This is a genomic window from Pseudomonas sp. BF-R-30, from assembly GCF_019956175.1.
Classification (GTDB): Bacteria; Pseudomonadota; Gammaproteobacteria; order Pseudomonadales; family Pseudomonadaceae; genus Aquipseudomonas; species Aquipseudomonas jessenii.
In genome coordinates this window covers 30,756-51,626 of the sequence record NZ_JAHBDE010000035.1, presented here as the reverse complement: position 1 = coordinate 51,626, position 20,871 = coordinate 30,756, and the positions used below count along the sequence as shown (strand labels likewise).

Genomic DNA, 20,871 nt, shown 5'->3' with positions numbered 1-20,871 from the left:
CGAAGGCGGTGTGTCATTCAGCGATGATCTGACTGACACACCGCCTTCGCGAGCAAGCCCGCTCCCACCTGTAGTTCGGTGTGTTGCCGAGCTGCCCATAACAACAATAAAAATGCTGATTCAGAGACTGACTGCCATGGCCGCACCCGCATCGCCGTTGTCCCACGACGCCATCATCCAGGACTCCTGGTCCCGTTGCCGCGCGTTCGGCCTCAGTCATCAGAGCACGCCGGCATTCGACCAATTGCCGGCCGCGGGCATCGCGCAACTGCTGGAGAGCCAGCATTCACTGGTGCAAACCACCCATCAGGAAGTGCTGCCCTACTACGAGAACATCCTGAGCAATTCCAATTGCCTGATCATGCTCGCCGACCATCAGGGCCAGGTGCTCACATCGTGGGGCACCCAGCGCTTTATCGAACCGAAACTGGCCCGGGGTTTCAGCGCCGGCGCCAGCTGGATGGAACGCTGCACCGGCACCAACGCCATTGGCACCGCCCTGGCCTGCGAGCAAGCGGTGCACATCGAGCACGACGAACATTTCCTCAAGGCCAACCGCTTCATGACCGGTTCCGCCGCGCCGATATTCGATACCGAGCGCAAGGTGATCGCGGTGCTGGACGTGTCCAGCGACAGCTACCTGCCGCCCTCCCACACCCTGGGCATGGTCAAGATGATGAGCCAGACCGTGGAAAACCGGTTGATCCTCAACCTGTTCCATGGCCAGCATTTTCAGCTGACGTTCAACACCGGGCTTAACAACCTCGACAGTCAGTGGGCCGGGTTGCTGATATTCGATGAAACCGGCCAGGTGCTGTCGGCCAACCGCCGGGCCGACAACCTGCTGGGCATCAGCCTGTCGCGGGTCAGTGTCGAAAGCCTGTTCAAGGTCTCGCTGCTGGAGTTGCTGAACCAACCCGAAGGCTTGCCCTTCTCGCTGCAGGCTTCCGGGCGTAACCGCTTCCAGTGTCTGCTGACAAGACCCAAGCAGGTTCCGATTCAGCCGCGAGTGTTCGCCGAACCTGCCGTGACTGCGCCAACACCGGCCGCGATCAGCCTCAACACCCTGCACTTCGGCGACAGCCGCGTGGAAAAAGCTGTGCGCCAGGCCGAGCGGTTGCTGGAAAAAGACATTCCGCTGTTAATCCACGGCGAGACTGGCGTCGGCAAGGAAGTTTTCGTCAAAGCCCTGCATCAGGCCAGCTCTCGCAGCAAACAGGCGTTTATTGCGGTGAACTGTGCAGCGATCCCCGCCGAACTGGTCGAGTCAGAGCTGTTCGGCTACGAGAAAGGCGCGTTCACCGGCGCCAGCCAGAAAGGCAGCATCGGCCTGATCCGCAAGGCTGACAAAGGCACGCTGTTCCTCGATGAAATCGGCGATATGCCACTGCCAACCCAGGCGCGACTGTTGCGGGTGTTGCAGGAGCGTTGCGTGCAGCCCGTGGGCAGCAGCGAGTTGTTTCCTGTGGACTTGCGCATCATTTCAGCGACCAATCGCTCGTTGCGCGAACAGGTACAACTGGGGCGGTTTCGTGAAGACCTGTATTACCGCATCGGCGGCCTGACCCTGGAACTGCCACCGTTAAGAGAGCGCAGCGATAAAGAGGCGTTGTTCAAACGCCTGTGGGAACAGCATCGCGAGCCAAGCCAATGGGCCGGACTGAGCCGCGAGGTATTGGAGCTGTTCGAGCGCCATCCGTGGCCGGGAAACCTGCGTCAGGTCAGCAGCGTGATGCAGGTGGCGTTGGCCATGGCCGAGGAACAACCGATAAGGCCGGAGCATTTGCCGGATGATTTTTTTGTTGATCTGGAGATGGAGCCGGTGGAGACGCCGGAGCCGTTGGCGGTTGACCTTGATGATGCCGAGGAGTTGAATCGGCAGCTGCAGGCGGTTGGGGGGAATATTTCCCATCTGGCGCGCAGGCTCGGAGTAAGCCGTAATACCCTTTACAAGCGGTTGCGCCAAGTGGAATGACGAGTGATCGGCGCTGGCGATGTTCGGCTTGAGACCGTTCGCGAGCAAGCCCGCTCCCACATTGGATTTGCGTCGTACACCAAACTCAAACACACCGTAGATCAAATGTGGGAGCGGGCTTGCTCGCGAAGGCGTCAGCACTGCTGGAACAGCATTTTCCTGCCATACCCACAAACAAAAACCCGCACAAGGCGGGTTTTTGCTTTTGTAAAAGGCGTAGCCAACAAGGCAATCAGTCAGCCAGACGCCAGGTCGTGCCGCCCTTGCCGTCTTCCAGCACCACGCCCATGGCGGTGAGCTGGTCGCGGATGCGGTCGGATTCGGCCCAGTCCTTGCCAGCGCGTGCCGCCAGACGCGCGGCAATCAGCGCCTCGACTTCGGCTGCGTCCACGCGCCCTTCGGCGCCGGCCTGCAGGAAGTCATCGGCTTCGAGTTGCAACACACCCAACACGCTGGCCAGTTCTTTCAAACGGGCGGCCAGACCGGCCGCAGCGTTCAGGTCACTCTCACGCAGGCGGTTGATCTCGCGGACCATCTCAAACAGCACCGCGCAGGCTTCCGGCGTGCCGAAGTCGTCGTTCATCACCTGGGTGAAGCGCTCGACGAAGGCTTCGCCGCCCGCTGGCGCCACGTTCGGCAGGCCTTTCAACGCGTGGTAGAAACGCTCCAGGGCGCCTTTGGCGTCCTTGAGGTTGTCTTCCGAGTAGTTGATGGCGCTACGGTAGTGGCTCGACACCAGCAGGTAACGCACGACTTCCGGGTGGTACTTGTCGAGCACGTCGCGAATGGTGAAGAAGTTGTTCAAGGACTTGGACATCTTCTCGCCATTGATACGGATCATGCCGCAATGCATCCAGGCGTTGGCGTAGGTCTTGCCGGTGGCCGCTTCGCTTTGGGCAATTTCGTTTTCGTGGTGCGGGAACTCAAGGTCGCTGCCGCCGCCATGAATGTCGAAGGTCTCGCCCAGGCAGCAGGTGGACATCACCGAGCACTCGATGTGCCAGCCCGGACGCCCGGCGCCCCACGGCGATTCCCAGCTCGGTTCGCCCGGTTTGGCGGCTTTCCACAATACGAAGTCCAGCGGGTCCTGCTTGGACTCGTCGACTTCGATGCGTGCGCCGATGCGCAGGTCTTCGATCTTCTTGCGCGACAGCTTGCCGTAGCCCATGAACTTGCCGACGCGGTAGTACACGTCGCCATTGCCCGGGGCGTAGGCGTAGCCCTTGTCGATCAGGGTCTGGATCATCGCGTGCATGCCAGGGATGTGATCCGTGGCACGCGGCTCCATGTCCGGTTTCTTGATGTTCAGGCGCGCTTCATCTTCGTGCATCGCCGCGATCATGCGTTCGGTCAGCGCTTCGAACGACTCGCCGTTCTCGTTGGCCCGATTGATGATCTTGTCGTCGATGTCGGTGATGTTGCGCACGTAGGTCAGGTCGTAGCCGCTGAAGCGCAACCAGCGCGTCACCAGGTCGAACGCGACCATGCTGCGGCCGTGGCCCAGGTGGCAATAGTCGTACACGGTCATGCCGCACACGTACATGCGCACCTTGTTGCCATCGAGCGGCTTGAAGACTTCTTTGCTCTTGGTGAGCGTGTTGTAGATCGTAAGCACGTTTATTCCTTGACGCTAAATCACTGGCCCCACGAATCACGCAGGGTCACGGTACGGTTGAATACCGGCTGACCTGGTTTCGAATCCTTGAGATCGGCGACGAAGTAACCTTCGCGCTCGAACTGGAAACGGTCTTCCGGCTGTGCATTGCCCAGCGAAGGCTCGGCACGACAACCGGTGAGTACCTGCAGCGAATCAGGGTTGATGTTGTCCAGGAAACTGGCGCTGTCTTCGGCCTTCTCCGGGTTCGGAGAACGGAACAGACGATCGTACAGACGCACTTCGCACTCGACGCTGGCAGCGGCCGGCACCCAGTGGATCACGCCTTTGACCTTGCGACCTTCCGGGTTCTTGCCCAGGGTGTCCGGATCGTAGGAGCAACGCAGTTCGACGATGTTGCCATCGGCGTCCTTGATCGCTTCGTCGGCGCGGATCACGTAGCTGCCACGCAGGCGCACTTCACCGGCCGGCTCCAGGCGCTTGTAGCCCTTGGGCGGCTCTTCCATGAAGTCGTCACGGTCGATGTAGATTTCACGGGCGAACGGCAACGCGCGCACGCCCATGTCTTCTTTCGGGTGGCACGGCAGTTCGAGGTTTTCGACCTGGCCTTCCGGGTAGTTGGTGATCACGACTTTCAGCGGACGCAACACGCACATGGCGCGCGGGGCGCTGTGGTCGAGGTCGTCGCGGATGCTGAATTCGAGCATGCCGAAGTCGACCACGCCGTCGGAACGGTTGGTGCCGATCATTTCGCAGAAGTTGCGGATCGATTTAGGCGTGTAGCCACGGCGGCGGAAACCCGACAGCGTGGACATGCGCGGGTCGTCCCAGCCGTTGACGTGCTTTTCATCGACCAGCTGCTTGAGCTTGCGCTTGCTGGTGATGGTGTAGTTCAGGTTCAGGCGGCTGAACTCGTACTGGCGCGGGTTGGCCGGTACCGGCAAGTGCTCGAGGAACCACTCGTACAGCGGACGGTGGCTTTCGAACTCCAGGGTGCAGATCGAATGGGTGATGCCTTCGATGGCGTCCGACTGACCGTGGGTGAAGTCGTAGTTGGGGTAGATGCACCACTTGTCACCGGTCTGGTGGTGGTGAGCGTGACGGATGCGATACATGATCGGGTCACGCAGGTTCATGTTCGGCGAGGCCATGTCGATCTTGGCCCGCAGCACCCGTGCGCCGTCCTTGAACTCGCCGGCTTTCATGCGGGCGAACAGGTCCAGGTTCTCTTCGACGCTGCGGTCGCGGAACGGGCTGTTCTTGCCCGGCTCGGTCAGGCTGCCTCGGTATTCCTTGGCTTGTTCCGGGGTCAGGTCGTCGACGTAGGCATTGCCGGACTTGATCAACTCCACCGCCCAGTCATGCAACTGGTCGAAATACTGCGAGGCATAGCGCACTTCGCCGGACCATTCGAAGCCCAGCCATTTGACGTCGCTTTCGATCGCGTCGATGTATTCCTGGTCTTCCTTGGCCGGGTTGGTGTCGTCGAAACGCAGGTGCGTGACGCCGCCGAACTCCTGGGCCAGGCCGAAGTTCACACAGATCGACTTGGCGTGGCCAATGTGCAGGTAGCCGTTGGGTTCAGGCGGAAAACGGGTGACGATCTGCGTGTGCTTGCCCGAGTCCAGGTCTGCCTGGATGATCGGCCGCAGGAAGTTGACCGGCACGGCAGGGCCGGTCTTGGCATTCGAGGTAGGGTCGACAGTGGGCTTGCTCATAGGATCCTTGAACGTACAAGTGCGTGGCCGTAATGAAGGCCGGACAAAACAAAGCCGCTATCATAGCCGATGCCGTCAAGTACCTGACAGAGCGCACTCTGTAAACCGTCGCATTTAATAGGCCGCAAATGAAAAAACAGCCTCGAAATTCGCGTCTGGCACGCTAAACTGCGCACCTTGGCCAAAAAGGCTGAACCGGTGGCGGGACGCGATGTTCCAACACCACGAATTCCTCTAGTGAGTAACGATCATGACCCAAGTCAAACTGACTACCAACTTCGGTGACATCGTCCTCGAACTGAACGCTGACAAAGCCCCGATCACCGTGGCCAACTTCGTTGAGTACGTTAAAGCCGGTCACTACGAAAACACCGTTTTCCACCGTGTCATCGGTAACTTCATGATCCAGGGCGGCGGTTTCGAGCCAGGCATGAAAGAAAAGAAAGACAAGCGTCCAAGCATCCAGAACGAAGCCGACAACGGTCTTTCCAACGACAAGTACACCGTCGCCATGGCCCGCACCATGGAGCCGCATTCGGCTTCCGCACAGTTCTTCATCAACGTGGCGGACAACAGCTTCCTGAACCACAGCGGCAAGAACGTTCAGGGCTGGGGCTACGCAGTATTCGGTAAAGTGACCGCAGGCACCGACGTTGTCGACAAGATCAAAGGCGTGGCCACCACTTCCAAGTCCGGCCACCAGGACGTACCGGCAGACGACGTGATCATCGAGAAAGCCGAGATCATTGAGTGATATTGCTGATTTCAGATTTACATCTGGAAGAGGAGCGCCCGGACATTACCCGGGCGTTTCTGGATTTGCTCGCCGGACGCGCCCGCTCGGCGAGTGCGTTGTACATTCTGGGCGACTTCTTCGAGGTGTGGATTGGCGACGACGCCATGACACCCTTCCAGCGTTCCATCTGCCAAGCCCTGCGCGAATTGAGCGACAGCGGCACGGCCATTTTCCTGATGCACGGCAATCGCGACTTCATGTTGGGCAAGGCCTTCTGCAAAGCAGCCGGCTGCACCTTGTTGAAGGATCCGAGTGTCGTGCAGTTCAACGGCGAGCCGGTGCTGCTGATGCACGGCGACAGCCTCTGTACCCGCGACGAAGCCTATATGAAGCTGCGTCGCTACCTGCGCAACCCGATCACCCTGTTCATCCTGCGGCATCTGCCGCTGCGCACCCGGCACAAGCTGGCGCGCAAACTGCGCAGTGAAAGCCGTGCGCAAACGCGGATGAAGGCCAATGACATCGTCGATGTCACGCCCGAAGAGATTCCGCGGATCATGCAGGAATTCGGCGTGAAGACCTTGATCCACGGGCACACCCACCGTCCCGCGATTCACAAGTTGCAGCTTGGCGAGCAAGCGGCCCGGCGCATTGTGCTGGGGGATTGGGATCGTCAAGGGTGGGCATTGCAGGTGGATGAGCAAGGGTTTGCGCTGGCGCCGTTTGATTTCACTCCGCCACCGCAACTGGCAGCACCCGCGAACTGAAGCCAGACACATAACCCTGTGGGAGCGGGCTTGCTCGCGAAGAGGGCGTGTCAGTCGACATCTATATTGACTGATCCACCGCTTTCGCGAGCAAGCCCGCTCCCACATTGGTACTGCGGTGTTTAGTGTCCCGCCGAGGCCTCTGGCCCGGCCTTCGCCGTAAACGGCGGCTTCGCCAGCCAGACAATCAGGATCAGCCCCAGGAACATCCAGCCCAGCAAGGTGAAGTAGTCCACCGTGGACATGATGTACGCCTGGCTGATCACCGTCTGCTCCAGCTGCGTGTAGGCCTTGGCCCCTGCCCCGCCCAGGTGGGTCAGCGCTTCGCGGGTCGCCGGATCGAAGGGGGTGATGCTTTCGGTCAGGTAGGCGTGGTGCTGGTCCGCCCGACGAATCCAGATCCAGGTGGTCAACGACGCCGCGAAACTGCCGCCCAAAGTCCGCAAGAACGTCGCCAGCCCCGAACCGTCGGCAATCTGGTTCGGTGGCAGGTCCGAGAGCAGGATGGTCAGGGTCGGCATGAAGAACAGCGCTACGCCGATCCCCATGAACAGCTGCACCATGGCGATGTGCTGGAAGTCCACTTCATTGGTGAAGCCTGCGCGCATGAAACAGCTCAGGCCGATGGCCAGGAACGCCCCGCCCGCCAGCAGGCGCATGTCGAATTTCGGTGCGTACTTACCGACAAACGGCGCCAGCAGCACCGGCAGGATCCCCAGCGGGGCCACGGCAAAACCGGCCCAGGTCGCGGTATAGCCCAGCCGCGTTTGCAGCCACTGCGGCAAAATCAGGTTGATCCCGAAGAACCCGGCATAGCCCAGGATCAGCACGATGGTGCCGTAGCGGAAGTTACGATGGGCGAACAGGCGCAGGTTGACCACCGGGTGTTCGTCGGTCATTTCCCAGATCACGAAGAACGCCAGGGCCACCACCGAAATCACCGAGCCGATCACGATGAAGCTGGATTCGAACCAGTCGGCATCGTTGCCCTTGTCGAGCACGATCTGCAAAGCCCCGACGCCAATGATCAGCGCGATCAGACCGACGTAATCCATCGGTTGGCGGCTGGTGACCACCGGGCGCTTTTTCATCTGCTGGGTGACCACCCATGCCGCGAACAGGCCGATCGGCACGTTGATGAAGAAAATCCACGGCCAGCTGTAGCTGTCGGTGATCCAGCCGCCGAGAATCGGCCCGGCAATCGGCGCGACCACCGTGACCATCGCCAGCAGCGCTAGCGCCAGCCCCCGTTTCGCCGGGGGGTAAACCGCAATTAGCAGGGTCTGGGTCATCGGGTACAGTGGCCCGGCCACTACCCCTTGCAGCACCCGGAAGCCCACCAGCTCCGGCATCGAGGTGGAAATCCCGCACAGGAACGAAGCCAGCACGAACAGCAGCGTCGCCCAGACAAACAGCTTCACCTCGCCGAAACGCCGACTGAGCCAACCGGTCAGCGGCAAGGCGATGGCGTTGCTCACGGCGAACGAGGTGATGACCCAGGTGCCCTGCTCCGAACTCACGCCCAGGTTGCCGGAGATCGTCGGCAGCGCCACGTTGGCGATGGTGGTGTCGAGCACCTGCATGAAGGTCGCCAGCGACAGGCCGATGGTGCTGAGCAACAGGCTGGGCGGTGTGAAAGACGCGTTATTGCTCATCGCAAATCCTTTGAAACCAGACGGGCGCAGCTAACCCTGTGGGAGCGGGCTTGCCCGCGAAGAGGTCGGCACATTCAACATGGATGTCGCCTGACGCTCCGCCTTCGCGAGCAAGCCCGCTCCCACAGGATCGATGTAATGGCATATCAGCGTTGCGCGGTCTTGCTGACCGCAGCGCTGTTGTCGTGGATCAACTGGGTGATCATCGCGTCGGCCTCGGTCAGCTGACGGTCGTAGACGCTAGTACTGAACGAAGCCTTCTGCGGCGGCTGTTGCGCCAGCACCGGCCCGCTCTGGTCGTGCAGGTCCACATCGACCATGGTCGACAGGCCGACCCGCAGCGGATGTTTGGCCAGCTCCTCGGCGTTGACGTGGACTCGCACCGGCACGCGCTGCACGATCTTGATCCAGTTGCCGGTGGCGTTTTGCGCTGGCAGCAAGGCAAACGCGCTGCCGGTCCCGGCGCCGAGGCTGTCGATGGTGCCGCTGTATTTGACGCTGCTGCCGTACAGGTCTGTCTCGATCTCCACCGGTTGGCCGATGCGCATGTCACGCAACTGGGTTTCCTTGAAGTTGGCGTCGATCCACAGCTGATCCAGGGGAATCACCGCCATCAACGCGGTACCCGGTTGCACGCGCTGGCCAAGTTGTACAGAACGCTTGGCCACGTAACCGGTCACCGGCGCAATCAAGGTGCTGCGGGCGTTGTTCAGGTAGGCCTGGCGCAGTTGCGCGGCGGCGGCCATCACGTCCGGGTGCGATGAAACCACGGTGTCATCGACCAGCGCGCTGGTGGTCTTGAGCTTTTGTTCGGCATTGGCCAGGGCGTTTCGCGCCGAGGTCAGGTCGTCACGGGCGTGGGACAGCTCTTCCTGGGAAATCGCCCCGCCGGCGGCGAGGTTCTTGCGGCGGCTGAAGTTGTCCTGGGCCTTTTGCACTTCGGCTTTCTGGGCGTTGACCTGGGCCTTCATGCCGTCCACATCGCTGTACAAGCCACGCACCTGACGCACGGTACGCGCCAGATTGGCCTGGGCATTTTGCAGACCGATTTCGGCGTCGTTCGGGTCGAAGTTCACCAGCACCTGGCCTTCGTGCACCAGATCGCCATCATCGGCGCCGATGCTGACCACGGTGCCGGTGACCAGCGGCGTGATTTCCACCACGTTGCCGTTCACATAGGCGTCGTCGGTGCTTTCGCTCCAGCGCCCGTAGAACTCGTGGTAGGCCCAGACACCCGCGCAACCGAGCACGACGACGGCAGCCAGGACCAGCAGCATGAACTTGCGCTTGCCCGAATTGGGGTTGCCCTGGGTGTTTTCAGGAGGTTGAGTTGTATCGGCAGTGGCCATGACAAGTACCTTGAATTAGTGGGTCAGCGTGGCTGGCGCGGTGTTGGCCGAGGCGATGGCCTCAGGCTGGAAACCGCCGCCCAGCGCCTGCATCAGTTGGATCGACAGGTCAATCTGCTCGGCATTCAGGTTGGCCAGCTGGCGCTGGGCCTGGAGCAATTGCTGTTCGATGCTGAGCACGTCCAGGTAGTTGCCGATGCCGGAACCGTAACGCTGGACCACGGTGTTGTAGGAATCCTGGGCGATGTCGGTGGCGTGCTGCTGGGCAGCGATCTGCCGGCCGATGTCACGCAGCTGGTTGATGCTGTCACTGACATCCCCCAGCGCCTTGACCAGGCTTTTGTTGTACTGCGCCACGGCGAGGTCGTAATCGGCGTCGCGGGAATCGAGGTCGGCGCGCAAGCGGCCACCGTCGAAGATCGGCACAGAGATCGTCGGTGCAATGTTGAAGAAGCGGCTGGCCGAACCAAACATCGCATCGCCCAGCAAGGATTCGGCGCCGACAGCGGCACTGAGGTTCAGGTTGGGATAGAACCGGGTCTTGCCGGCGTCGATGCTTTTGCTCGCCGCTTCGACCCGCCAGCGCGCGGCCACCAGGTCCGGGCGACGCCCGAGCAACTCGGCCGGCAGCACCGAAGGTAGCGCTACCGCACTCGACTGAAGAATGTTGGGTCGGGCAATTTCATTGCCGCGGTCCGGGCCTTTGCCGAGCAGAACGGCCAGGGCAATTTTCGCGCTGTTCAAGCGTTTTTCGGCGTCGATCAGGTTGGCCTGGGAAGTGGCTTCCAGGCTTTCGGTCTGCTGGAACTGGTACTGGCTGTCGATCCCGGCAGTCAGGCGCCGCTGGCTGAGGTCGAGCATTTGCCGGGTGCGCTTGAGGTCTTCGTTGGACAGGTCGTAGACGATGTGCGCCTGACCGAGATCGCTATAGGCCCGGGCGACATCGGCGGCCAGCGTCAGTTGCGCAGCCTGCTGGTCGACTTCGGCGGCGCGAGCCTGGCCGAGGGCCGCTTCCCAGGCATCGCGTTGACCGCCCCACAGGTCGAAGTCGTAGTTGAAACCGGTGCTGATGTTGCGAACGGTGGCGTAAGCGTCACCCTGCCCGAGCGGGTCCTGGTCCCGGGCCAGGCGCGAGCGGCTGATACCAGCGCTGGCATCCAGGGTCGGCATCCGCGCAGCGTCGGCGGCGTAGGCTGCGGCGCTGGCCTGATGGGCACGGGCATCGGCGATCTGCATGTCCGGGCTGTCGCGCAGGGCCTCGCGGATCAGGTCATCGAGTTGCGGGTCGCCGAGGCTTTTCCACCAGTCGCTTTTTGGCCAGGCCGCGGGGGACAACGTCACACCGCTGAGAGATTGCCCCGCCTTGAGGGTCTTCGCGTCGAGGCTGACGCCTTCGGTTTTCAGGCCGCTGTAACTGGCGCAACCGGCGACGCTCATGGCCAACAGCACCAGGCTCAAGCCGGTACGCAAGGGGTTACTGCTCATTTGTCACCTACCCGCAGCAGGGTGATCGCGTCACCGGCTGCCACCAAAATTTTCTTCAGGATCAACTCCAGGGTTTTCAGTTCTTCCGGAGTGATGGCACCGGCCAGTTCATTCATGGCTTCGGCGCCGATATGCGGCAACCGCCCGGCGAGCTTCTGCCCTTCTTCCGTGAGCACAAGCTGCACCTGGCGGCGATCTGCCTCGGAGCGTTGGCGGGCAAGGAAACCTTTCTGTTCCAGACGATCGAGCATGCGCGTCATCGAGCCGCTGTCCAGGGACAGGTGCCGGCACAACTCGCCCGGCGAATCGACGCCGTACTGGGCGATGATGATCAACACCTTGAACTGCGCGGCGGTGATGCCGTGGGGTTCCATGTGGGTGTCGATGATCCGGTCCTTGAGCAGCGCGGCACGCCCGAGCAACAGGCCGAGATGGCAATTCTGGAAATCTTCCGGGGAGAAATGTTTCATCTGACCACCAATTAGCTGCCTAGGCAGTGAATGTATGTCAAGATGTTACTGCCTAGGCAGCGAATGTCAACGTAATAGTTAGGTTGCTTGCTAAATACCTGATAAACGGAGTCGGGTATTGCGGTGATAACTCAGACGCCTTCGCGAGCAAGCCCGCTCCCACAGGGATCACGCTGAACCTGTGGGAGCGGGCTTGCTCGCGAATGGGGCGACTCGGTCTTTTGTACGGAATGCGGGCCTAGAAATCCCGCTTGTAGAAGATGTCCAGCGAACTGGCCACGCCGCCGGCGGCTTCGAGGTAGACCCTCTTGCTCAGTTTGTAGCGCAGGGCAATGGTGTTGGCCGGTTCGAACACGCCGACGCCATAGCGCAGGCTGAGCTTCTCGGAAATATTGCCGCTGGCCACCACACTGGTGGCGTCACCACTGCCTTGGGTGTCCAGCTGGAAGTCCTGGATGCCCAGGTTCTTGGCGATGCCGCTGGTCACCCCGGAGCTGCCCATCAAGCCCAACCCGAGGGCCGCCTGGGCGAGCATGTTGTTGTCTTCGCCATTGCTGCTCAGCGGACGCCCGAGCACCAGATAGGACAAGGCCTGCTCCTGGCTCATGGCCGGTTCGGAGAAGATCTGCGTGGTCGGCTGCTCGGCGCTGCCACTCAAACGAATGCCGGCAATGATGTCGTCGGTCTTGCGAATGGCCTCGATGTCCAGGTACGGCTGATCGATGGGACCTGCAAACAGCAAGCGTGCCCGGCGCACCGATAGCCGCTGGCCGTAGGCGCGATATCGCCCATCGTTGAGCCACAGCTCGCCACGGGTGTCCATGTTGTCGCCGATGTGCACATGCCCCTGCACATTCGCGGTCAGGCCAAATCCTGCAAAGCTCAGCTTGTCTTCGCCGACCAGCACTTCGATATCCATTTTCATTGCCAGCGGCGGCTTGCCCTCCTCGGTCTGCTGACCGACGATCACCGTGTCATCGGAGACCTTGACCGTCGATGGCGGCAACTCGCGAATGGTGATATCGCCCCTGGGCACCAGCACTTTGCCGGCGATGGCCAACTCATCGCCCTTCATCGAGATTTTCAGGTCAGGTGCGACTTCCAGCTTGGCGTAAGGCTCGACGGTGACTGGCAACTGCGAACCCTTGAGCGCCAGATCCACCACCAGCGCCTGGCCCCACGCGACGTTGCCGTTCAGGCTGCCATGCCCGGCCTTGCCGCTGTCCCAGCCACCGTTCAGTTGCACGCTTTCACCGGCGATGAGCGCCTGGAGGTGCAGATTTTTCAGCTCCATCGGCAATTCAGGACCGGAGATCTGACCGTCGCTGAGTTGCAGGCTGCCATTAACCTGCGGTGCCAGCAGCCCACCGGAAATCGTGCCGCTGCCATTCAAGCGCCCGGTCAGCTTCTCGACCATCGGCACGAACGGTCGCGCCACCGACAGGTCCAGCCCGCTCAAGCGGAACGAGCCGCTCAACGGTTTGTTCTTCGGCAACGGATTGAGCTGCGCCTGCACCATCAGCTCGCCGAGTTTGCCACCGACGAAGTTGAGCTCGGTGTCGATGCGCTTGGGCGTGAGTTTGCTGGTGAGTTTCAGGGTCTGGTACGGGAAGTCCAGCCACTGGTCCTTGTCCTTGATGCGCAACGTGCCGCCGCCGGCATCGACGCTGACCTGGCCGTTCGGGCCACTGGCCGGCAGGTCCAGTTGCAGCTCGGCGTTGAGCCGGCCCTGCCAGGCGAAATCCTTCGGCAACCACTGCGCGAGGCTGTCGATCGGGAATTGCTTGAGGTGATAACGCAGCTTAGGCTCGGGCATCAGGCGCGAGTCTTCACCGCAGAGGCTGGCTTGGCCGGAGGCCCAGCAATGGGCGCCAAAGGTGATTTTGCCGTCCGCCAGGCGTTCGAATTTCGCCGGCCCTTGCAGCTTCCAGTCCTGGCCACCGGCCTGTATATCACCGCTGGCCAGGCGTCCGCGCCAATTGCCTTTGTCCAGCGCACCGTCCAGCCCCAGCGCCAGTTTCAGCTTCGGCCCTTGCAGATCGAGGCTCAACTTCTGGTTCTTGATGTCGCCCTGGCCGCTGGCGGTCAGGGTTCCCAGTGAAGTGTCGCCCGCCCGGATGCCGCTGCCCTTGAGGTCGACTTTCGCCCGTTGCGCACTGTCCAGCGTGGCGTCCAGGTTCAGGCTTTGCAGGCGATTGTCCTGGAAAGCCAGTTGCGAACCTTGCAGGTCAAGCTTGCCTTGGGGCGCCTTGAGTGTGCCGGCGACATCCACGCGGCCATTGAGCTGGCCGCGCAGTTGCGGCCAGAGCTGGGCCAGGCGCGGCAACTTGAGATCGATCTGGCCGGCGAGTTTCTGTTGCAGGCTGCCTTTGCCGCTGATGCTGTTATCGCCGAGGCGAACTTGCAGGGTATTGAGGTTCCATTGCTCGCCACGGCCATCGGCCTTGGCCTGGATCACTGCTGGCTGACCGCGCAGTTTGCCCTTGAGGTCCAGGTCGGCATTGAGGCTGAGCACCTCGTTCTTCATCTCACCCGTGCTGCGCAACGGCCCGGCCAATGTGCCCGGCAGCTCTGCGACCCAGTACGCCGGGTTGATCGCCGACAGGTCCAGCGCGGTGTCCCAGGCAATGCCGTCGGCGAATTGCAGGTTCAGGTGCCCTTCAGCCTTGCCCTGCCCGGCCTGGAGTTGAATCTGTTGCAGGTAGATTTTCGTCAGGTCGCCCGCGAAAGGGCTGGCCAGGGTGAAGGCGCCGGCCGGACCATCCGCCGCCGCGGCGAAATGCCCGAGGTACTTGCCGTCGGTGTAAGAGACTTCGCCGGTGAACGTGCGAAGCGCTACCTGCGGTTCGTCGATGAGCGGATAGAGCCTGTGCCACGGGAAATCCAGCCAGTCGATCTTCGCCTCGGCGCTCAAGCCCTTGCTCCAATCCAGCTGTCCGGTGAGCTTGAGGCTTTGCTTGTCGTTGGCGGTCAGGTCCAGCGCGGCGATCTGCGCGCCCTTGGCGTCGACCTTGCCTTGCAGCGCCAGGGTGACTGGCCCTTGCTCGGCGGGCAGCGTGGCTTTGCCGAGCAGCGCGTAGCCGTTCTTCAAGTCGCCTGCCCCCGTGAGTTCAAGCTGATTGAGTTGCAGGGTGTCCGGCAGATCGGCACTGGGCTTGAAGCCATCGGCGGTGATCCGCACCTTGGCCGGCAGGTTTTCCACCAGCGGTTGCAGTTCGCCGGTCAGTTGCCCGTTGAGGTAACCGCTGCTGTCGGCTTTCAGGTTCAGGGTCTTGAGCAGGTCGCCGTCGACTTTCAGCGCCAGCGCCAGCGGCTCAGGCGTCGACAACAGGGTCACCTTACCGGAGGCGCTGAGGGGCCAGTTGCCGGAGGGCTGCAACAGGCCGGACAGGTTCAGGCTCAGGTCATCGCGCTGCAACGACACCGCGTCGATCTTCAAACCGGCCGTTGTCCAGTGCGCCGCCAGTTGCAAGCCCTTGAGTTCTTCGCTGCCGTTGAACAACAGGCTGCCGACCTTGATCTCCCCCAGTTCGAGGGCCAACGGTAACTTCAGCTCCGGGAGCGTGATCGGGCCGCTGTCTGGCTCTTCGGCACCCGGCGGGAACGTCAGGCTGACCTGATCGGCCTGCAATTGCTCGATGCACAGGGTCATGCGGGTCAGGCACAACGGCGACCAGGCGAAAATCACCTTGCTCAGTTCAACCCGGTTGCTGTCCTGCTGCCACAGCACCCGGTCGGCACTCCACTGCCCGCCCAACCGGCCCTGGAAGTTTTCCAGGGTCAAGCCCGGCACGAAACCCAATGCCCAGCGGCTGCCCGTCGCCGTGCCCAGCACCGTGGCCAGCGTCAGGGCAACCACTGCCACCAGCGCCACCATCGTCAGCAGTGTTGCTTTCAAACCACGCTTCACAGCTCAGGCCCCATGGAAAAGTGCAGTCGAATACCGCCATCGTCGTCCAGCGCATGGGCCAGGTCGAGGCGGATCGGCCCCACCGGCGATACCCAGCGCACGCCGATACCGACCCCGGTCTTGAGGTTCGGCAGTTCGAGCGTGTTGAAGGAGTTGCCCTGATCGACAAAGGTCGCGATCCGCCATTTTTCGGCGATGGAATACTGATACTCCGCGCTGGCGGCGACCATGTAGCGGCCACCAATGCGGTCGCCGTCGGAGTTTTCCGGGGACAGGCTCTGATAGTCGTAGCCACGCACGCTCTGGTCGCCACCGGCGAAGAAGCGCAGCGATGGCGGCACCGATTTGAAACCGTTGGTGGCACTGCCGCCGACCTGCACCCGCCCGAGGAGGCGGTGTTTATCGAACACCGTGGTCAGGCCTTTGACCAATGCCGTGCCGTAGAGCAGGTTGCTGTCGGAACCCAGACCTTCCTTGGCCACTTTGGATTCGAATTGCAGGCGATAACCGTTGTGCGGGTCGATGCGGTTGTCGCTTTTGAGGTACGAATAGCTCACACCGGGCATCAGCAAGGTACTGAGTCCCGAGTCATCGCCCAGTTGATAATCCTCGCGCTGCCACTTCAGCGACACCACCCGTTGCCAGCCGCTGGGCAGTTTGCTGTGCCACTCGGGGCCGAGGGTCAGCAGCTTGCTGTGGCTGTCCTTATCGGCGATTTCTTCATTCTGGTAGCCACCGGCAAAACGCAGTTTGTCGGTCAGTGGCGGGTCCAGCGGAATGTCGTAGAACAGCCCGACGTTTTGCCGAGGTGCCGAGACTTCGGTTTCCCAGCCATAACTGTGCCCTTGCGCGTTGACCCAGTGCCGGGTCCAGTTGGCCTTGGCCCGCGGGCCGACGTCGGTGGAGAAACCCAGGCCCAGGCCCATGGTCCGCGGCTTGCGGGTTTCGAGCTTGACGTCCACCGGGATCGCCTCGTCCCTGGACGCCGTGGGTGCCGCGTCCACGCGCACGCCTTCGAAGTAGCCGCTCGATTGCAGATTCTGGTTGAGCTCGGCGATCAGTTCCGAGTCATACGGCGTGCCGGTCTTGAACGGCACCATGCGTTGCAGCAACTCGTCATCGAACGGCGTATCGCCCTCGAAACTGACCTTGCCCAAGGTATAGCGCGGACCGCTTTCATAGATCAGTTCGATATCGGCAACGCCGGCCCGCGGATCGACCGACAATTTTGAACGGGTGAAACGGCCGCTGAAAAAGCCATAACGCGAAGCCTGATTCTGGATCAGGCGCTTGGCGTCCTCGTAATGCCCATGGTTGAGCACGGCGCCGGGCTTGAGCGCGTCGCTTTTGGGAATTCGAAAGGCCTTGAGGGAGGCTGCCGGACCGTCGACACGTACCGTGACGTTGCGCAAGTGCACCGGCTCGCCGGGGTCGACCGTCAACACCAGGCGCGGCTTTTCGCCGCCCTTCACCTCGCTGTCGATGTGCGGCTGATAATAGCCCAAGGCCTGGGCGGCCTTGCGCGCCTGTTCTTCGGCGCCACGGCTGAAGCGCAGCAACGCTTCTTCATCGCGATCGCCGAGGCTGCCGATATAGCCTTCGATATTGGCTTTCAGCTCGTCATTGGACGGTTTGATCCGTACATCCAATTCGCTTTGTGCCAGCGCTGCGCAGCTGGTCATCAGCATCAGCACACCGCTGGTAATTCTTCCTGGAAACTTCATAGGCGCGGATGCTATCACGAGCTTGAGAACGTGATAGAGCCTGACATGCCCGGAAAGTTCGAGGTTCAGGCCGTTGCGGTGTGTAACACCTGAGGATTGGGGTGAAAAAACACGTGCTCGCGAATCGGTCCTACAGCAACCTCACCGATTTCCTCGTAGCCCTGACGTTTATAGAACTCCAGATAGCGAGGATTCCCGGTATCGAGGATCACGCCCTGTGAGTTCTCATCCACCGCGCACCAGTTGTGCACGGCTTGCAACAGTTGTTCGCCGAAATGTTTGCCCTGGAACTGCGGATGAACCCCCAACAATGGCAAGACGTGCACCGATTCATTCGGCACACAGGCCTCCACGGCCGCGTGATATTCGAGGTAGCGACGGGTGCAGCGAAATCCCGTACTGAGCACCATGCGCAGGCGCCAGGCCCAACTTTCGGTGACGCCGAGGCGACGTTGCGGCGGTGCGATCAGGGCGATACCGATCAGGCGGTCGTTGACCAGCAGGCCGATGGCCGGCAGGTCCTGAAAAAAGTGCTGGGTCACCAACTCGCGCACGGTGGCGCGAACCCGCTGTTCGTAGCCGGGGCGCTCGGCTTCGAACAGATAGCCGAAGGTCGGCTCGTGTCGATAAGCCTGGTACAGCAACGAACGCGCTTCGCGGGCGTAGCCGCTGTCGAGCATGTGAATATCGGCGATGGCGGTCGAGGTTTCGGGCATGACGGTTGATCTCCCCGGCACAGCTCGGGTGGCTGCGCTCTTGTTGTTACGAGCCTGTTGGCGCTGACACAGTTCCGAAATGAGTGTAGGCAATGAAATCGCCTTCGCGAGCAAGCCCGCTCCCACAGGTGATGCGCCAGCCTTGCTTTTGTGGGAGCGGGCTTGCTCGCGAAAGGGCCATCACTACCCACACAAGACTGACAGGCAAAACCGAATCCCCTCAACCCACACTGGCCCGATTCCCACATGTCAGCTAGCATCGCCCTTTTGCCAGGACTGCCGACCATGAAGATCGTCTCCTTCAACATCAACGGGCTGCGCGCCCGTCCCCATCAGCTGGCGGCGCTGATCGAAAAGCACCAACCCGATGTGATCGGCTTGCAGGAAACCAAGGTCCACGACGAACAGTTCCCGCTGGCCGAGGTGCAGGCCCTGGGTTATCACGTGTACTTCCACGGGCAAAAAGGCCATTACGGCGTCGCCCTGCTCTCGCGCCAGGAGCCGCTGGCCCTGCATAAAGGTTTCGCCACCGACGAAGAAGACGCCCAACGACGCTTCATCTGGGGCACCTTCGCCGACGCCAACGGCGTGCCGGTGACCATCATGAACGGTTATTTCCCACAGGGCGAAAGCCGCGACCACCCGACCAAGTTCCCGGCCAAGCAGCGTTTCTACGGCGATTTGCAGCAATTGCTGGAAAGCCAGTTCAAGAACGACCAGCCGCTGGTGGTGATGGGCGATGTGAACATTTCCCCGGAAGACTGCGACATCGGCATCGGCCCGGACAACATGAAGCGCTGGCTGAAAACCGGCAAGTGCAGCTTCCTGCCGGAAGAGCGCGAGTGGATGGCCCGTCTGAAGAACTGGGGCCTGGTCGACAGTTTCCGTCACTTGAACCCGGACGTGACCGACACCTTCAGCTGGTTCGACTATCGCAGCCGTGGCTTCGAAGACGAGCCCAAGCGTGGCCTGCGCATCGACCTGATCCTCGCCTCCCACGGCCTGTTGCCACGGGTGAAGGCCGCCGGTGTGGACTATGAACTGCGAGGCATGGAAAAACCTTCAGACCATGCGCCGATCTGGCTTGAGTTGAGCTGACATCTAACAGACACATCAATACCTTGTGGGAGCGGGCTTGCTCGCGAAGGCGGTCTTACATTCAACATCGACATTGAATGTTATGGCCCCTTCGCGAGCAAGCCCGCTCCCACATTTGCAAAGCGTCATTTTTCGGAAACCTTACTGACTTAATCTCCCGACACCTCCTTTGGCTATATATGGTGCCGGCATGATGCTGCGCGTGTTGTTCCTGTTGATGCTGTGCACGGGCTTGCCGCAGGCGGCCTCGGCCGGCGACTTGCCGACACCCGAACACGGCCCGGCGCTGCGGATTCAGGGTTCCAACACCATCGGTGCGGCATTGGGGCCGGCGCTGGTCGAGGGTCTGTTGAGTGAACAGGGCCTGCGCAAGATCCGCCGTGAAACCCCGGACACCGCCAACGAACTGCGCATCGTCGGCGAAACCGTTCAGGGCCGTCGGGTCGTGGTGGAGGTAGCGGCCCATGGCTCCAGCACCGGTTTCACTGCACTCAAAGCAGCCAGCGCCGATCTGGCCGCCTCGTCGCGCCCAATCAAGGACAGCGAACTGGCCAGCCTGCAATCGCTCGGCGACCTGAAAAGCCCGAGCGCCGAACAGGTCATTGCCATCGATGGCCTGGCGATCATCCTTCATCCGGATAATCCGCTGAACCAACTCGACACCGTGCAACTGGCGCGCATTTTCAGTGGCGAGGTGAAGAGCTGGGAAGACATTGGCGGTCGCGGCGGGCCGATTCATCTGTATGCACGGGATAATCAGTCCGGGACCTACGACACCTTCAAGGAACTGGTCCTCAGCGGCCACGGGAAAACCCTCGGTGGTGCGGCGAAGCGCTTCGAGTCCAGCGAACAACTGTCCGATGCGGTCAGCGCTGACCCGCAAGGCATCGGCTTCATCGGTTTGCCCTACGTGCGCCAGGCTAAAGCCGTGGCCATTGTCGACGGTCAATCGCAAGCCATGCCGCCGCTCAACAGCCTGATTGCCACGGAAGATTATCCGCTGTCCCGTCGGCTGTTCTTCTATCTGCCACCCAACGGAAAAAATCCCTGGGCCAATGCCCTGGTGGCGTTTGCCCAAAGCACTAAGGGTCAGGCCATTGTGGCCGCCAACGGTTTTATTGCCCAAACCGTCCAGGCCATGGCCGTTACCCCCAATGCGTTGATGCCAGAGGGTTATCAGGCGCTAAGCAGACATGCTCAACGGTTGTCGGTGAACTTCCGTTTCGAGGAAGGCAGCGCCACCCTGGACAACAAGGCCCGACAAGACCTGTGGCGGGTGCTCGACTATATAAAGCAGCACGACAAAACGGCTGGGCAAGTGACGCTGGTGGGGTTTGGCGATGCCAAGAGCGACCCGGCGCGCGCCGATCTGTTGTCGAAGCTGCGGGCCATGGCGGTACGGCGGGAGTTGGTGAAGAGCGGCGTGGTGTTTCGCGAGATTCGCGGATTCGGTGCCGAAATGCCGGTGGCGGCCAATAGCGCCGATGAGGGAAGGATCAAGAATCGGCGGGTTGAGGTTTGGGTGTATTGAGCCAGATGTTGGTGCATTGAATGGAATGACGCCTTCGCGAGCAAGCCCGCTCCCACACTGAATCTTCGCCGTGGAGAGATCCAATGTGGGAGCGGGCTTGTTCGCGAATGGCAGGCGCCGCG

14 protein-coding genes are annotated in these 20,871 nt (G+C 61.4%); 5 read left to right on the top strand and 9 right to left on the bottom strand.

Features of this window, described 5'->3' with window-relative positions:
* The first annotated feature begins 136 nt into the window (after positions 1 to 136).
* Complete coding sequence (locus KGB20_RS18975) at positions 137 to 1,975, top strand: sigma-54-dependent Fis family transcriptional regulator (protein WP_223532854.1); 1,839 nt, start codon at positions 137 to 139, stop codon at positions 1,973 to 1,975.
* 232 nt (positions 1,976 to 2,207) lie between these two features.
* Here KGB20_RS18975 and cysS read toward each other — a convergent pair whose 3' ends face one another.
* Positions 2,208 to 3,590: a cysteine--tRNA ligase gene (gene cysS / locus KGB20_RS18970; RefSeq protein ID WP_007970481.1), complete on the bottom strand. Its 1,383-nt coding sequence runs from the start codon at positions 3,588 to 3,590 to the stop codon at positions 2,208 to 2,210.
* A gap of 20 nt (positions 3,591 to 3,610) precedes the next feature.
* Positions 3,611 to 5,308 (bottom strand): glutamine--tRNA ligase/YqeY domain fusion protein, encoded by a 1,698-nt coding sequence (locus tag KGB20_RS18965; protein ID WP_150812606.1) that lies wholly within the window; start codon positions 5,306 to 5,308, stop codon positions 3,611 to 3,613.
* A 250-nt stretch (positions 5,309 to 5,558) separates the two neighbouring features.
* Here KGB20_RS18965 and KGB20_RS18960 point away from each other — a divergent pair, with 250 nt between their 5' ends.
* Both KGB20_RS18960 and lpxH read left to right on the top strand, forming a co-directional pair.
* Positions 5,559 to 6,062, top strand: a complete 504-nt coding sequence (locus tag KGB20_RS18960) for a peptidylprolyl isomerase (protein ID WP_008053603.1) — start codon at positions 5,559 to 5,561, stop codon at positions 6,060 to 6,062.
* Complete coding sequence (gene lpxH / locus KGB20_RS18955) at positions 6,059 to 6,811, top strand: UDP-2,3-diacylglucosamine diphosphatase (RefSeq protein ID WP_090456633.1); 753 nt, start codon at positions 6,059 to 6,061, stop codon at positions 6,809 to 6,811. Before KGB20_RS18960 ends, lpxH begins: the two co-directional genes overlap by 4 nt.
* 122 nt (positions 6,812 to 6,933) lie before the next feature.
* On the opposite strand, the gene KGB20_RS18950 is transcribed toward lpxH, so the two are convergent.
* The 7 genes from KGB20_RS18950 to KGB20_RS18920 all read right to left on the bottom strand — a co-directional run bounded on the left by KGB20_RS18950 (position 6,934) and on the right by KGB20_RS18920 (position 18,120).
* Positions 6,934 to 8,466 (bottom strand): DHA2 family efflux MFS transporter permease subunit, encoded by a 1,533-nt coding sequence (locus KGB20_RS18950; RefSeq protein WP_150812604.1) that lies wholly within the window; start codon positions 8,464 to 8,466, stop codon positions 6,934 to 6,936.
* A 146-nt stretch (positions 8,467 to 8,612) separates the two neighbouring features.
* On the bottom strand, positions 8,613 to 9,815 hold the full coding sequence (locus KGB20_RS18945) for an efflux RND transporter periplasmic adaptor subunit (RefSeq protein ID WP_223532852.1): 1,203 nt from the start codon (positions 9,813 to 9,815) through the stop codon (positions 8,613 to 8,615).
* 15 nt (positions 9,816 to 9,830) lie between these two features.
* Complete coding sequence (locus KGB20_RS18940; protein ID WP_223532850.1) at positions 9,831 to 11,300, bottom strand: efflux transporter outer membrane subunit; 1,470 nt, start codon at positions 11,298 to 11,300, stop codon at positions 9,831 to 9,833.
* A complete protein-coding gene (locus KGB20_RS18935) occupies positions 11,297 to 11,770 on the bottom strand; it encodes a MarR family winged helix-turn-helix transcriptional regulator (protein ID WP_090456640.1) in 474 nt (157 codons plus the stop codon). Before KGB20_RS18935 ends, KGB20_RS18940 begins: the two co-directional genes overlap by 4 nt.
* A gap of 238 nt (positions 11,771 to 12,008) precedes the next feature.
* Positions 12,009 to 15,680 (bottom strand): translocation/assembly module TamB domain-containing protein, encoded by a 3,672-nt coding sequence (locus tag KGB20_RS18930; RefSeq protein ID WP_223532848.1) that lies wholly within the window; start codon positions 15,678 to 15,680, stop codon positions 12,009 to 12,011.
* On the bottom strand, positions 15,677 to 17,404 hold the full coding sequence (locus KGB20_RS18925) for an autotransporter assembly complex protein TamA (RefSeq protein WP_102671588.1): 1,728 nt from the start codon (positions 17,402 to 17,404) through the stop codon (positions 15,677 to 15,679). The genes KGB20_RS18930 and KGB20_RS18925 overlap by 4 nt, the downstream gene beginning before the upstream one ends.
* Positions 17,405 to 17,469: 65 nt before the next feature.
* The gene (locus tag KGB20_RS18920) at positions 17,470 to 18,120 is read right to left on the bottom strand and encodes a GNAT family N-acetyltransferase (protein ID WP_150812598.1); all 651 of its coding nucleotides are present in this window, start codon (positions 18,118 to 18,120) and stop codon (positions 17,470 to 17,472) included.
* 285 nt (positions 18,121 to 18,405) lie between these two features.
* On the opposite strand from KGB20_RS18920, the gene xthA reads away from it, so the two are divergent.
* Complete coding sequence (gene xthA / locus KGB20_RS18915) at positions 18,406 to 19,218, top strand: exodeoxyribonuclease III (RefSeq protein ID WP_057714133.1); 813 nt, start codon at positions 18,406 to 18,408, stop codon at positions 19,216 to 19,218.
* A 190-nt stretch (positions 19,219 to 19,408) separates the two neighbouring features.
* Positions 19,409 to 20,749, top strand: a complete 1,341-nt coding sequence (locus KGB20_RS18910) for a phosphate ABC transporter substrate-binding/OmpA family protein (RefSeq protein WP_223532846.1) — start codon at positions 19,409 to 19,411, stop codon at positions 20,747 to 20,749.
* Positions 20,750 to 20,871 lie beyond the last annotated feature (122 nt).

Coding starts and splice junctions, on each gene's coding strand:
- KGB20_RS18935 (WP_090456640.1), bottom strand. CDS start 11,770: ATGAAACATTTCTCCCCGGAAGATTTCCAGAATTGCCATCTCGGCCTG.
- KGB20_RS18940 (WP_223532850.1), bottom strand. CDS start 11,300: ATGAGCAGTAACCCCTTGCGTACCGGCTTGAGCCTGGTGCTGTTGGCC.
- KGB20_RS18920 (WP_150812598.1), bottom strand. CDS start 18,120: ATGCCCGAAACCTCGACCGCCATCGCCGATATTCACATGCTCGACAGC.
- KGB20_RS18925 (WP_102671588.1), bottom strand. CDS start 17,404: ATGAAGTTTCCAGGAAGAATTACCAGCGGTGTGCTGATGCTGATGACC.
- KGB20_RS18965 (WP_150812606.1), bottom strand. CDS start 5,308: ATGAGCAAGCCCACTGTCGACCCTACCTCGAATGCCAAGACCGGCCCT.
- xthA (WP_057714133.1), top strand. CDS start 18,406: ATGAAGATCGTCTCCTTCAACATCAACGGGCTGCGCGCCCGTCCCCAT.
- KGB20_RS18945 (WP_223532852.1), bottom strand. CDS start 9,815: ATGGCCACTGCCGATACAACTCAACCTCCTGAAAACACCCAGGGCAAC.
- KGB20_RS18975 (WP_223532854.1), top strand. CDS start 137: ATGGCCGCACCCGCATCGCCGTTGTCCCACGACGCCATCATCCAGGAC.
- KGB20_RS18960 (WP_008053603.1), top strand. CDS start 5,559: ATGACCCAAGTCAAACTGACTACCAACTTCGGTGACATCGTCCTCGAA.
- KGB20_RS18910 (WP_223532846.1), top strand. CDS start 19,409: ATGATGCTGCGCGTGTTGTTCCTGTTGATGCTGTGCACGGGCTTGCCG.
- KGB20_RS18950 (WP_150812604.1), bottom strand. CDS start 8,466: ATGAGCAATAACGCGTCTTTCACACCGCCCAGCCTGTTGCTCAGCACC.